The 12,768-nt window shown below is 73.0% G+C and carries 12 protein-coding genes and 3 pseudogenes; 9 read left to right on the forward strand and 6 right to left on the reverse strand.

The window, feature by feature from the left end; translation table 11 throughout:
* Positions 1-2 precede the first annotated feature (2 nt).
* A complete protein-coding gene (locus ACGH52_RS03775; RefSeq protein ID WP_121704446.1) occupies positions 3-782 on the reverse strand; it encodes a helix-turn-helix domain-containing protein in 780 nt (259 codons plus the stop codon).
* Between the two features lie 93 nt (positions 783-875).
* Here ACGH52_RS03775 and ACGH52_RS03780 point away from each other — a divergent pair, with 93 nt between their 5' ends.
* The gene (locus ACGH52_RS03780; RefSeq protein ID WP_399937566.1) at positions 876-1,673 is read left to right on the forward strand and encodes a sulfite exporter TauE/SafE family protein; all 798 of its coding nucleotides are present in this window, start codon (positions 876-878) and stop codon (positions 1,671-1,673) included.
* Positions 1,674-1,680: 7 nt separating this feature from the next.
* On the opposite strand, the gene ACGH52_RS03785 is transcribed toward ACGH52_RS03780, so the two are convergent.
* Positions 1,681-2,610 (reverse strand): GNAT family N-acetyltransferase, encoded by a 930-nt coding sequence (locus ACGH52_RS03785; RefSeq protein WP_399937568.1) that lies wholly within the window; start codon positions 2,608-2,610, stop codon positions 1,681-1,683.
* A 141-nt stretch (positions 2,611-2,751) separates the two neighbouring features.
* On the opposite strand from ACGH52_RS03785, the gene ACGH52_RS03790 reads away from it, so the two are divergent.
* On the forward strand, positions 2,752-3,192 hold the full coding sequence (locus ACGH52_RS03790; protein WP_399937571.1) for a hypothetical protein: 441 nt from the start codon (positions 2,752-2,754) through the stop codon (positions 3,190-3,192).
* 5 nt (positions 3,193-3,197) lie between these two features.
* On the opposite strand, the pseudogene ACGH52_RS03795 reads toward ACGH52_RS03790, so the two are convergent.
* Positions 3,198-4,184, reverse strand: a pseudogene (locus ACGH52_RS03795) (amylo-alpha-1,6-glucosidase); the annotation flags it as partial.
* Here ACGH52_RS03795 and ACGH52_RS03800 point away from each other — a divergent pair.
* From ACGH52_RS03800 to ACGH52_RS03815, 4 genes and pseudogenes are all read left to right on the forward strand, one after another.
* Positions 4,182-4,948 (forward strand): annotated as a pseudogene (locus tag ACGH52_RS03800) (ABC transporter substrate-binding protein); the annotation flags it as partial. The pseudogenes ACGH52_RS03795 and ACGH52_RS03800 overlap by 3 nt on opposite strands.
* A gap of 425 nt (positions 4,949-5,373) precedes the next feature.
* A complete protein-coding gene (locus tag ACGH52_RS03805) occupies positions 5,374-6,255 on the forward strand; it encodes a carbohydrate ABC transporter permease (protein ID WP_399946622.1) in 882 nt (293 codons plus the stop codon).
* 18 nt (positions 6,256-6,273) lie between these two features.
* Positions 6,274-6,462: pseudogene (locus ACGH52_RS03810) on the forward strand (sugar kinase); the annotation flags it as partial.
* A complete protein-coding gene (locus ACGH52_RS03815) occupies positions 6,417-7,127 on the forward strand; it encodes a Gfo/Idh/MocA family protein (protein WP_399937573.1) in 711 nt (236 codons plus the stop codon). The pseudogene ACGH52_RS03810 and the gene ACGH52_RS03815, both read left to right, overlap by 46 nt.
* Before the next feature lie 6 nt (positions 7,128-7,133).
* Here the strand turns inward: ACGH52_RS03815 and ACGH52_RS03820 are convergent, their stop codons facing one another.
* Both ACGH52_RS03820 and ACGH52_RS03825 read right to left on the reverse strand, forming a co-directional pair.
* Positions 7,134-7,541, reverse strand: coding sequence for a RidA family protein (locus ACGH52_RS03820; protein ID WP_076977839.1), 408 nt, complete (start codon positions 7,539-7,541; stop codon positions 7,134-7,136).
* A 142-nt stretch (positions 7,542-7,683) separates the two neighbouring features.
* Positions 7,684-8,082: a GtrA family protein gene (locus ACGH52_RS03825; protein ID WP_121704449.1), complete on the reverse strand. Its 399-nt coding sequence runs from the start codon at positions 8,080-8,082 to the stop codon at positions 7,684-7,686.
* 192 nt (positions 8,083-8,274) lie between these two features.
* Here ACGH52_RS03825 and ACGH52_RS03830 point away from each other — a divergent pair, with 192 nt between their 5' ends.
* Both ACGH52_RS03830 and ACGH52_RS03835 read left to right on the forward strand, forming a co-directional pair.
* Entirely contained in the window at positions 8,275-8,853 is a 579-nt protein-coding gene (locus ACGH52_RS03830; RefSeq protein ID WP_399937575.1) for a tellurite resistance TerB family protein, read from the forward strand.
* Positions 8,854-8,928: 75 nt separating this feature from the next.
* The gene (locus tag ACGH52_RS03835; RefSeq protein ID WP_399937577.1) at positions 8,929-9,831 is read left to right on the forward strand and encodes an aminoglycoside phosphotransferase family protein; all 903 of its coding nucleotides are present in this window, start codon (positions 8,929-8,931) and stop codon (positions 9,829-9,831) included.
* On the opposite strand, the gene ACGH52_RS03840 is transcribed toward ACGH52_RS03835, so the two are convergent.
* Entirely contained in the window at positions 9,828-11,291 is a 1,464-nt protein-coding gene (locus ACGH52_RS03840; protein WP_399937580.1) for an alpha/beta hydrolase family protein, read from the reverse strand. The two genes, ACGH52_RS03835 and ACGH52_RS03840, sit on opposite strands and share 4 nt — an antisense overlap.
* Before the next feature lie 254 nt (positions 11,292-11,545).
* Between ACGH52_RS03840 and ACGH52_RS03845 the strand changes: the two genes are divergently transcribed.
* On the forward strand, positions 11,546-12,763 hold the full coding sequence (locus ACGH52_RS03845; protein ID WP_076977705.1) for an alginate lyase family protein: 1,218 nt from the start codon (positions 11,546-11,548) through the stop codon (positions 12,761-12,763).
* Positions 12,764-12,768 lie beyond the last annotated feature (5 nt).

Here is a 12,768-nt window from a genome sequence, read left to right on the forward strand (position 1 = left end):
TCTCAGCCGGGCCGCCCCCGGTGGTCCCGGGTGAACCGGGACGGCGGGATGCCGAAGGTGCGGGTGAAGGCGGCGGTGAACGCGGCGGGAGAGGCGTAGCCGAGGCGTCCGCCGACCTCACTGACCGAACCGGACCGCAGCAGCGGCACCGCCGCGAGCAGCCGGGCGCGGCCCCGCCAGACGGCGGGACTGTCGCCGGTCTCGGCCCGGAAGCGCCGGGTGAAGGCGCGCTCGCTCATGTTCGTACGCGCCGCCCAGGCGGCGTTGGTGACCCCGGTGTCCGGCGCGGCCAGATACTCCCGGCACAGCGCCGCCAGGTCGGCGGAGGCGGGGATGCGGACGTGGAACGGGAGCGGGGCGCGCGCCGCGATCTCGTGCAGGAGGAGGTCGGCGACGCTGCCGTCCCGCCCGGACAGGCTGTAGTCGGGCTCGAACTCGACGGCCGCCAGGAGCAGTTCACGCAAGAGCGGCGGCACGTCCACGACCGTGCAGGTGCCGGGCCACCACGGCACGGCGTCCGGCTCGATGTACAGGCTGCGGGTGCTCACGCCGAGCATCCGCACCCGGTGCCGGGTGGCGGCCGGGATCAGGACGGCGCGCTCGGGCGGCACCGTCCAGCTGCCGTCGTCGGTGTCGACGACCATGACGCCGGTGGCGCCGTACAGGAACTGCGCGCGCCGGTGCTCGTGCCAGTCCAGGACGTGTCCGGGCGGGTAGTCGGTGCCGATCGGCAGCACGGCCCGGTCCACGTGGTCGACGTCGGCCAGGGGGACGTTCTTCACCCGCCCCACCCTACGGCCGTCCTGGCCGGGTCGCGAAGGAATGGTGCCGGGCATCGAATGCGGGCGGGCCGCCGGGCTGGTGGAGTGGCCGGTGTGGATGTTGTGGCTCTGCTCGGAATCGGGCTCCTGACCGGTGTGACCACCGTGCTGTTCGGCTTCGGCGGCGGTTTCGTCGCCGTCCCGGTCGTGGTGTGGGCGGACTCCGTCCTCGGCGCGGACGCGATCCGGGTGGCGACGGCCACCTCGGCCGTGGTGATGGTGGTGAACGCGGCGTTCGCCACCGCGGTCACGCCCCGTCGGGTGCTGGCCGGTCTCCGGGGCGGCGGTCCGCTGCTCGTCCTGCTCGGCGTCGGCGCCGCGGCCGGGGCGCTCGCCGCGCGCCACGCCCCGGCCGGGCTGATCCGCTGGGCGTTCGTCGCGTACGTCGCCCTCACCGTCGTGGACCTGCTGCTGCGCCCCGGCTTCCTGCGTCCGCGCGCCCCGGCCGAGGTGGCCGTCGGCGCGCCGCGTCCGCTGCCGGCCGTCGTCGGCGCGCCCGTCGGCGCGGTGGCCGCCTTCCTCGGCGTGGGGGGCAGCGTGATGACCGTCCCGGCGATGCGGCGGGCCGGGCACACGATGCGGGTGGCGACCGCGCTGGCCAACCCGCTGACCCTGGCGATCGCGCTCCCGGCCGCCGCCGTCTTCCTGGGCTCCTCCGAGGACCCGGCCCGCGGCCACGCGCACCTGACCCTGGTGGGTCTCGTCGACCTCCGCGCGGCCGGGGCACTGCTCCTGGGCGCCCTCCCGGTGATCGCGGTGCTGCGCCGCCGCCCGCCGCACATCCCCGACCGCCTCTACGCCTGGACGTACGTCGCGCTGCTCGCCGCGGTGGCGGTCGCCATGGTGCTGTGAGGCACCGTCAGGCGATCACGGCCTCCCAGGTGTCGACCGCGAAGTGGACGGTCATGCCGTGGCGGCCGTACAGCCGCGGGGCGCCCGTCGCGTTGGCGGTGTCGACACCGAGGCCCACCGTGTCGCGGCCCCGTGCGGCGAAGGCCGCGAAGGCGTGGCGCAGGAGGAACCCGCCCAGGCCGCGGCCGCGGGCCTCGCGCAGTACGCCGATGCTGCGGATCCAGCCCATGGCCTCGCGGTCGTCCCGGGCGAGCAGGAATCCGGCGTCGCCCAGGTCGTCGGTCTCGGCGATCCACACCAGGGACCAGTCGAGGCCCGCGGCGTCGATGTCGTCGAGCCACAGCCGGTAGGGGCGCGGCTGGAAGTCGAAGTGCTGGGCGAACGACCGCTGGTACAGCTCGTGCACCCGGACGCGGTCCGCCTCCGTGGCGCACGCCCGCAGCCGCACGCCGGCCGGGGCCTCGGGCGGGAGGTCGGCCGCCGGGTCCAGCGCGCGGCGCAGCACGTGGTGGGTGCGCACGACGCTCCAGCCGCGCTCGGCGAGGAGCGCGGTGTCGGTCGTGGGCCTGGCGTTGAGGTGGAGGTGGACGACGGCGCGGTCCGCGCCGTTGGCCCGGGCCTTGGCCAGGGCACGGGCTTCCATGGCCACCAGCATGCGCAGCCCGGTCGGCTGGTGGTCGGGCAGCACGTAGTGGTCGATGTCGACGCGCTCGGCGCCGGACTCGTCCCACAGCAGCCCGTACGCGACCAGCCGGCCGTCGTCGAAGGCGAGCCACGAGTCCTGGGTCAGGTCCGTCTGCTGGTGCTTGAGGTCGGCTTCGACGGTGTGCTGGTCGGTCTCGGGGCGGCCGATCTCGATCCGGTCTATCTCGTTGAGGAGTGCGGTGATGGCGGGGGCGTCGGCGAGGGTGGCCGGTCGCAGGTCGGCGGGGGACATGAGGAGCAGATTCGGGCACGGCGGCGGGTGACCGCAACGGATTATCCGCGCCGGAGGCGACCGGATGACGTACGACGGCGAACCGGGGGCATACGGATGTCCCGAGGCCTTCTCTCCCCCGCCGACCCACGGGAGTCCCCTGTGACGCCGAGCCTGCGCACCGCCCGCGCGTGCCGTGCCGCCGCCGTGCTCCTTGCCGCGGCCGCCGTGTACGCGGCCACCCACCACTCCTGGCTCGCCCTGCCCGGCCTGTACACCGCCGCCGTGTTCGCCTGGTGCGCCGCCCGTGAGGGCGCCGCGCACCGGCGCAGGGTCGCCCTGGCCCGGCAGGCCGAGCGGCTGGCCCGGCCGGGGCCGGCGGATCCGTTCGCGCACGGCCTCGAGCCGTGCTGCGCGTTCTGGCGGCACTCCGACGGTGTGGTGCACGGACCGGAGTGCGTCCGTCCCGCGGCCGCCCGCCTCCCGCTCCCCGAGGACTGCTGCGAGCGCTGGTGGACCTCGCTCGGCGCCCGGCACGACGCGGGCTGCCGTCGTCACACGGGTGCCCCGGGCCGGGGCCGCGCCCGACCGGCGTCGCAGTAGCGGGGTCAGGGACCGAGCGCTTCTGGCCCCAGCGCCGTCCGCAGGGCCAGCGGGGTGGCGGCGGCCCAGGCCTGCGGTGAGCAGGAATGGGGGTAGGGAACCGGCGCCGCGGTCGCCGCGCGGTCGTATCCGGCGAGCACCTCGGGCAGCCGGTGGCCGTGGTGGGCCGCCGCCGCGACGAGTCCCTCCGCGACGGTGCGCGCCTGCGCCGCGAGTCCCTGGCGGGCCAGGCCCAGGACGATGACCGCGTTGTCGTGCGGCCACGCGCTGCCCCGGTGGTAGGACAGCGGGTGGTACGGCCGCTGTCCGGCGGCGAGCGTCCGGATCGCCCAGCCGGAGAAGAAGTCCGGCTCCAGCAGTCGCCGGCCCACCCGGCGGGAGCGCTCCGGGTCGAGGATGCCCGACCACAGCAGGTGCCCGGCGTCCGAGGCCAGCGCGTCGACCTGGCGGCCGTCGCCGTCCAAGGCGAGTGCCGGGAAGTCCGCCTCCGGCATCCAGAAGTCCGCGGTGAAGCGGTCCCGCAGCCGGGCGGCGGTCTCGCGGAGCCGACGGGCGTAGGGCTCGTCCTGCCAGACGTGCTCGGCGAGTTCGGCGGTGCGCAGGAGTGCGTCGTAGGCGTGGCCCTGTGCCTCGCAGACCGCGACGGGCCCCTCGGCCTGGGTTCCGTCGCGGAAGCAGACGGCGCCGGCGGAGTCCTTCCAGTTCTGGTTGACCAGCCCGCCGGGGTCCAGGTCGTACACGAGGTAGCCGTGCTTCTCCAGGCCGCCGTCGGTGAGCATCCAGTCCACGGCCCGGCGGGCGTGCCGTTCCAGGCGTTGTGCCAGGGCCCGGTCGCCGGTCGTCTCGTGGTGGGCGTGGAGCAGGACGAGGAAGAGCGGGGTGGCGTCGACGGCGCCGTAGTACCGGCCGTACGGGACCTGCCGGAAGTGGGCGAGTTCGCCGTGCCGGGTCTCGTGGACGATGCGTCCGGGCTGCTCGCCGCTGAAGGGGTCGACGGGTTCGAGAAGGAGAGCGGCGTCAAGGTGAAACTCGTCGGGGTCGACGAGAAGCAGATGCCGCAGCTCATCATGTCGGCGGCGGCCTCGGGCACCCTGCCCGACGTCATCGGCGCCGCCCCCATGGGCCAGGTCTGGCAGATGTACAGCAACGGCCTGCTGAACACCGACATCCCGAAGCGGATCGTCGACGGGCTGGGGCGCGACACCTTCAACGCCAACGCGCTGGAGCTGACCTCCGACGGCGGCACCAGTCTCGGTGTGCCCTCCGACGCCTGGCTCCAGCTGCTGGTCTACCGCAAGGACCAGTTCGGGCAGCAGGACCTGCCCGCCCCCGACACGTACGCGAAGGCGCTGGCCGCCGCCAAGGCTCTCACCACCAAGGACCACGACGGCATCTCGGCGGCCACCGACCCCAGCGACGCCTTCACCTCCCAGAGCTTCGAGAGCCTCGCCCTGGCCAACGACTGCCAACTGGTCGACGACCGGCACGAGGTCGCCCTCGAACCCCGCGCTGCCAGGAGGCCTTCCGGACCTACGACCAGCTGGCCCGCGGCTACGGCGCCCCGGGCACCCAGACCATGGACTCCACCCGCGCCACCTGCTTCGCGGGCCGGTCCTCCATGGTCATCTGGTCCTCGTTCCTGCTCGACGAACTCGCCGGACTGCGCAAGGACGCCCTGCCCAGCTGCCCGCAGTGCGCGAAGGACCCGCGGTACCTGTCGGACAACAGCGGCATCGTCACGAAGAGGTCGCCGCCCTCAAGAAGTCCCTGCAGTAGCCGCCCGCCGCCTGCACATCACGAAGGTCTCTCATGCCCACAGCCCCCGCCGGCGCACCGCAGCGCCGGGACACCAGCCGCCGGTCCACGGACCCGTCCGAGGACCGGTCCCCCGCCCCGGGCCGCCGCCCGCTCACCGCGAGCCGGCGCGCCAACCGCGCGGGACTCGCGTTCGTCTCCCCCACCTTCCTCGTCGTCCTCGTGGTGGTCGTGCTGCCCATCGCGTGGACCGTGCTGCTGGCCTTCCAGAAGGCCAGGCTCGTCGACATCCAGGGCATGGGCCTGTTCGGCAACTGGTCCCTGGACAACTTCTCGCAGGTCTTCGACTCGGCCGGTTTCTGGTCCAGCCTCGGCACCACCCTGCTGTACACGGCGGGCGCCACGCTCGGCTCCGTCGTGCTCGGCCTGGTCGCCGCGCTCGCCCTGCGCAAGCCGTTCGAGGAGAGGTTCTTCGGCGTCGCGCGCTGGATCGTCATCGCGTTCCTCGCCGTGATCACCCTCCTGCCGTTCTACTACATGGTGCTGCTGTCGCTGAAGCCCATCGACGCGCTGCTGCTCGACCCCGGCTCGCTGTGGATCTCGGCCAAGGACTTCACCCTCTCCACCTACCGGGACGTGCTGCGCTCCACCGACGACGGCGGCCAGGGCTTCCTGAAGTTCCTGCTCAACTCCGCGCTGGTCTCCCTCGGCACGGTGGTGCTGACCCTGGTGGCCGCCGTGCCCGGCGCCTACCCGGTGAGCCGGCTGAAGTTCTTCGGCCACCGTCAGGTCAGCGCGCTCTTCCTGGCCGTCTACATGTTCCCGGCGACGCTGCTGGCCGTGCCGCTCTTCGTGATCTTCGCCAAGATCGGCCTCTCCTCCAGCCTGGCCGGTCTCGCCATCGTGTACGTCGCGCAGACGGTGCCGGTGTCGATCTACATGCTGAAGAACTACCTCGTCACCATCCCCGCCTCCATCGAGGAGGCGGCGGCGCTCGACGGGTGTTCCCGCCTGCAGACCATGCGCAAGGTGATCCTGCCGCTGGCCCTGCCCTCCCTCATGGCGACCGGCCTGTACGTCTTCATGATCGCCTGGAACGAGTTCCTCTTCGCGCTGCTCTTCCTGGCCGCCGACCCCGGCCAGTGGACCGTCTCCCTGGGCCTGGCCCAGCTCTCCAACGGCATCGAGGTGCCCAAGACCGTCCTCATGGCCGGTTCCGTGGTGCTCACGATCCCCGTGGTACTTCTGTTCTTCGCCGCCGAACGCCTGCTCACCGAGGGGCTGACCAGCGGCGCCGACAAGAGTTGAGCCGTGGGGGACTCCATGATGACGTCAAGTCAGGCCAGCGCCGGCGAACTGCTGCACCTGATCCGCAGCGGCCGCGCCAACACGCGGGCCGACCTCCAGCAGGCGACCGGCCTGTCCCGCTCCACCGTCGGACAGCGCCTCGACCTGCTCAACCGCGCCGGATGGCTGCGCCACAGCACGGGTACCTCCACCGGCGGCCGCCCCTCGCACCCGCGGTACCGCCCGCGGTCCAGGCCGAGCTGGCGCCGCTGGCGGCGAAGCGGGGCAAGGACCTGCTGCTGGAGAAGCCGCTCGGTCCCGATCTGGCCGCGGCCCGCCGGGTGGCCGACGCGGTCGCCGAGTCCGGGGTCGTCTCCCAGCTCGTCCTGACCAAGCGCTATCACCCGGCCACGCGGGCCTTCCTCGAAGCCGCCCGCTCCTTCGAGGCGGTGGGGGCACGCTCCTGCTACCTCCACGGCGCCTTCCTGGGGGGGGAGTTCGCCACCGGCTGGCGCCTGGAGCACGGCGCCCTGCTCGACCTCGGCCCCCATCTGCTCGACCTGCTGGACGCCGCGGTCGGCCCGGTCACCGCCGTCCGCGCCACGGGCGATCCGCGCCGCTGGGTGGAACTGACCTGCGAGCACGAGAACGGCGCCGTGAGCCAGGCCTCGCTGTCCGGTTCCGTGGCCGTCCCCCGCGCGCTGACCCGCGTCGAACTCTTCGGTCCCGCCGAGCCGCTGGTCTACGACACGGCCGGCATCGACCACGAGGAGTGCTGGCCCGTCCTGCGCCACGACTTCGCAACGGCCGTCCGCACCCGTACGCCGACGCCGGTCGACGCCGGGCGTGGCCTGTACCTGCAGAGCCTCCTCGACCGGGCCGTGCACGGCTAGGAGCGGTCAGTCGAGGACGGCGGTGGCCTCGACCTCGATCAGATGCTCGGGCACATCCAGTGCCGCGACGCCCAGCAGGGTGGCCGGCGCGGCCGGGGTCACCCCCAGCCGGGCGGCCGCCCGCTCGATGCCCTCCAGCAGGAGGGGCATCTTGTCCGGCGTCCAGTCGACGACGTGGACGTTCAGCTTGGCGACGTCCGCGAAGGAGGCACCGGCCGCCGCCAGAGCGGTGGCGACGTTGAGGTAGCACTGCTCGGCCTGCGCGGCCAGGTCTCCTCGGCCGACGGTGGCGCCGTCGGCGTCCCAGGCGACCTGCCCGGCCACGAAGACCAGCTTCGATCCGGAGGCGATCGACACCTGCCGGTAGACGTCGACCGCGGGCAGCCCTTCGGGGTTCACCAGGGTGATGGCCATGTCTTCGTTCTCCTTGCCCATGTGCTCTCTCGTGGTTACTCGGGAACCGTAGGAGAGTGGCCGCCGACATGGAAGAACGCACTTTTCGGTGACTGGGGAACCCCGGGGTGACCGAACAGCTCAGCGGATCGCGCGGCGTGGATCAGGCGCGTCGGCGGTCGGGGCGGAAGACGGCCAGGCGCAGGACGACGAAGCGTACGACGGTGACGGCGACGGACGTGACGGCGAGGACCGCGGTCTCGGCGGCGGGCGAGGCGTCGGGCCGCCGGTGCGTGAACCACAGCACGGCACCGGAGGTGACCAGGTAGCCGAGCAGGAAGAGGCCGCCCGCTCCGAGGTGGGCGCGGGCCGGTTTCGTGGCGGCGTGCCGGAACGTCAGCCGCCGGTTCGCCTCGGTGTTCAGCACCGTCAGCACGAGGAGGGAGACCAGGTTGGCGACGGCCGGGGGCGACCAGGGGCGCAGTCCCCAGTAGAGCAGCGCCTGCCCCGCGGTCGACGCGACGCCGATCGCGACGAACCAGCCGACCTCCCGCGACCACACCGCGCGCCCCCCTGCAGCCGACCGATCCCCGAACGTCCCGGTGGCGCAGCGTACTACGACCCCACCAGGCGCTTTGCCTTTTCTTTGCCCTTAGGGAACCCTGTGGTCCCCGGGTGCGTTCATCGTGGTGACCGCGGGAGACCGCGGCCGGGGACAGACCGATTCGCAGCAACAGAAGCCGAGGTGGCACGAGTGGCTATGTGGGACAAGATCAAGGACCAGGCCAAGACCTTCCAGCAGTCCCAGGGCAGCACTCGGGGAGCGAGCGGATCCGGCCAGGGATCGCACGGACCCGCCGGGGGCGGCAGGCCGGGCTCGTCCTCCGGCGGTTCCAAGGCCCAGCTGATCGGGATGTTCAAGTCCCAGCTCGCCTCGGCCAAGAACGAGCTGAAGAGCGGCGCCTACCGCGACGCCAGCATGGCCATGTGTGCGCTGGTCGCCGCCGCGGACGGCCGGGTGGAACCGGCCGAGCGGCAGCGCGTGGAGGAGCTGATCGTCTCCAACGAGGTGCTGCAGAACTTCCCGGCGGACCAGCTCCGCCAGCGGTTCAACCAGCACGTGGACCGGCTCCTCGCCAACTTCGAGCAGGGCAGGGCCGAGGCCCTCCAGGTGATCGCCAAGGCCGCCAAGAAGCCCGCGGAGGCCCGTGCGGTCGTCCAGACCGGCATGGTCGTCGCCGGGGCCGACGGGACCTTCGAGCAGGCCGAGCAGTACGCGATCCGCGAGGCGTGCACCGCGCTGAACATCCCGCCCTCGGAGTTCGGCGTCTGATCCCGCGCCCCGCGAGCGCCGTCGGCCGGGAAAGGGGTTTGACGGCCGTCCGCGGCGAAGGGTCGGATGTGGGCCATGAGTTCAGGGCAGACGCATCCGGACCCGCGCCGCGTCGACGAGCGTCTGGTACGGCGCCTGATCGACGGGCAGTTCCCGCGGTGGGCGGGGCTGCCCGTCGAGCGCTTCCCCTCCGGCGGGACGGTCAACGCCATGTACCGGCTGGGCGGGGACATGGTCGTGCGGCTGCCGCTGATCGAGGGCGGCGTGGCGGACGTGGCGACGGAGCGGGCGTGGCTGCCCCGGCTGTCGCCCCTGCTTCCCACGGCGGTGCCCGAGGTGCTGGGGGAAGGGGTGCCGGCCGAGGGGTACCCGGGGCCGTGGTCGGTCTACCGGTGGCTGCCCGGGGAGATCCCCGAGGCCGGAGCGCTCACCGAGCCCGTGCCGCTCGCGCAGGACCTGGCCGCCTTCGTGGCGGCGATGCGCGCCATCACCCTGCCCGACGCCCCGAAGGCGTACCGCGGCGGGCCGCTCGCCACGCTGGACGCGCCGACGCGGGCCGCGCTCGACGAGCTGCGCGCCCTGCCCGAGGAGGGCGTCGACTGCGACCGGCTGGCACGGGTGTGGCAGGACGCGCTCGGCGCACCGGCCCACGAGGGGCCGCCCCGCTGGCTGCACGCGGACCTTATGCCGGGCAACCTGCTGGTGCGCGGCGGCAGGCTGTCCGCGGTGATCGACTTCGGGTGCATGGGGGTGGGCGATCCGGCCTGCGACCTCTTCCCGGCGTGGAATCTGCTGCCGCCCGGCGCGCGGCAGGTCTTCCGCGAGGCCCTCGGCGTGGACGACGCGACCTGGCGGCGCGGCCGGGGCCGCACCCTGTCCCAGGCCCTGATCGCCCTGCCGTACTACCGGAAGACCAACCCCGCGATGGCCGGCAACGCCCGCCACGTGATCCGGGCGGTGCTGAGCGAGAGCCGCTAAGGCGCGATCCCCACGCCCTCGATCCTGCTCCACGCCCGCTCCTGCGCGGCCGTCATGGCGGGCCAGGCCAGACCGCCCGGCCGGGGCCGCACCCGTGCGGCGTACGGAGCCGGGTGGAAGTCCGGGTCGTAGAAGCACCCCTTGCCGTACCTCGCGTCGAAGGCGGCGCAGGAGGCGGCGACCGACCGCGGGCTCGGCTTGCGGCCGGTGCGCACCCAGGAGTCCAGCGCGGCCAGGGAGTTGGCGTACTCGGAGTCGCTCAGCGCGCTGTGCTCGTGTTCCCGGGTGAAGGTCTGGACGAGGTTCCGGTCCCGGCCGGCGCCGCGGAGCGTGGCGCGGTAGGCCGCCTCGTGCTCCACGAAGGCCGTCGGGTCGTCGATGGCGTGCAGGGTGAGGACGGGGAGCGGGACCCGGCCGGTGAGGTCGCTGTCCCAGGACAGGTCGCGCCGTGCGGTGGGATCGGCCGAGAAGCGCTCGACGCCCGCGTTGAGCGCCTTGTCGTCGTGCGAGCCCGTGTAGCGCACCCCCCGGTTGCTCCAGGGATTCCGTCCGCCGAGCCGGTGGGTCACGATGTCCCGGAAGGTGAAGGTGGCGAACCGCAGATGTGATTCCAGGGTGCGCTCGGGGATGCCCGTGACGGCGAGGATGTCGTCGAGGTTGCGCTGCTGGAGCGCGGTCCGGTCGGCCGGGTCCGAGCCGTAGCCCGTGCACTCCTCGAGGCGGGCGCGCAGCCCCGCGGTCGTCATCGTGGAGCCGGGGCGCAGGCCCTGCCACAACGGGTACCGCGGCTCGGTCGGACGCGGGTGGTTGTGGCAGTAGTACTGGTAGACCACCCGCAGGTCCACCCGGTAGTCGTAGCCGCGCGAACCGCCGCCAAGCACGCCGTTGGTCAGCAGCACCCCGTCGTAGGCGCCGGGGCGGCGGCCGTAGGTCTCGGCGGCCTTGGCCGCGACGTTCCCGCCCCAGGACTGGCCGTGCAGGTAGGTGCGATCCGGGCGGCCGAACCGTTCGGTGAACAGGCGGCGCACGTTCTCGGTGTCGGCGGCCGCCATGCGGACCCCGTAGCCGCCGCGCCGGTAGGAGGAGGCGGCCCAGGCGTATCCCTGGTCGACCATCACGGCCCAGCGTTCCAGGTCCTCCGTGCTGCGGGCGGGGTCCGAGGCGTCGCCGAGGTCGGGGCCGCCGTGGGCGTGCACGACGAGGGACCCGTTCCAGCGGTGGGGCACGGCCATCGCGTAGTGGGCGCCGTTCGCGTCCTGGCCGGTGTAGCAGGTGGCCTTCTCGGCGAGGGCGGGCGGGCAGTCGGCGGCCACCGGCTGCTCCGCGGACCGCGCGGGGGCGGCGGAGACGTTGCCGAGGGTGCCGAGGAAGAGGGCGGCGAGCGCGGCGGCGACCACCGCCGGGCGGCTTCCGCGGCGGGTGGGCCGGGTGTCGTGCCCGGTAGCGGGGGGTGTGGTCAAGGTACGGCTCCTGTACGTGCTGCGGGCCGGCGCGAAGTTGCGCGGCGAGCCGGGATGTTAGGAATCGCGCGCAGCCGGAGCCACCCCTTCGGCCGTTGCGTTCATAGTGTTCGCCGGACTCCGCCGTTCCCGGCCCGCCAGTCGTTCCTGCGTGGCCTCTTGACGCCCCATTGGTCTCTACCTATCGTCACCGCCCAGTCGAACGTTCAGAACACCACTCAACGTTCACATACACGAACGGATGGACCCCCCACATGTCCTCTGCTCCCACGCGCCGTCACCGCAGATCCCGCGCCGCGCTCCTCGCGACCGTCACCGCCGCGCTCGTCGGCACGCTGCTGGCCGGTCCCGGCCCGGCCACCCCCCGCGCGGACGCCGCACCGGCCGCGTTCACGCACCCCGGAGTCACCGTCTCCCGGGGGCAACTCGACTTCGTCCGCGCGAAGGTCGACGCCGGGGCCCAGCCCTGGAAGGGCGCCTTCGACCAGATGATGGCAAGCAGGTACGCGGACCCGAACCGCACCCCGAAGCCCCGCGCGGTGGTCGAGTGCGGTTCCTACTCCAACCCCAATTACGGCTGCACCGACGAGCGCGAGGACGCCATCGCGGCCTACACCAACGCGCTGGCCTGGTACTTCACCCGTGACGAGCGCTACGCCCGCAAGTCCATCGAGCTGATGGACGCCTGGTCCGCCGTGATCCGGGACCACACCAACAGCAACGCCCCGCTGCAGACCGGGTGGGCGGGCTCCTCCTGGCCCAAGGCCGCCGAGATCATCAAGTACACGTACGGCGGCACATGGGCGAACTCCGGCCGCTTCGCCACCATGCTCCGCGACGTCTACCTGCCCGAGGTCATCAACGGCTCGCACTCCAACGGCAACTGGGAGCTGACGATGACGGAGGCCGCCGTCGGCATCTCCGTCTTCCTGGAGGACAAGGCGTCCTACGACCGGGCGATGGCCAGGTTCCGCACCCGCACGGCCGCGTACGTGTACCTGGAGTCCGACGGGGACCTGCCGAAGACGGTGCCGAGTCAGAACCTCGACACCCGGGACAAGATCGTCAAGTACTGGCAGGGCCAGTCCACCTTCGTCACCGGCCTCACCCAGGAGACCTGCCGGGACTTCACCCACACCGGGTACGGCATCTCGTCCATCTCGCACGTCGCCGAGACGAGCCGGATCCAGGGGCAGGACCTGTACGGCACCGACGTCGGCGAGCGGCTGCGGCACGCGCTCGGCTTCCAGGCCAAGTACCAGCAGGGCGCGGGCGTCCCGGGCTGGCTGTGCGGGGGCGCGCTCCACCTCGGCCTGGGCCCGGTGACCGAGGTCGGCTACAACGCCCTGCACAACCGCCTCGGCTTCGCCATGGACAACACCGAGGCGCTCACCGAGCGCACCCGCCCCTTGGGCACGAACAACCTGTTCGTCGCCTGGGAGACCCTCACCCACGGCGACAACCCCGCCTGAGCGGG

It is taken from the genome of Streptomyces sp. BBFR25 (assembly GCF_044590125.1).
Classification (GTDB): domain Bacteria; phylum Actinomycetota; class Actinomycetes; order Streptomycetales; family Streptomycetaceae; genus Streptomyces; species Streptomyces canus_D.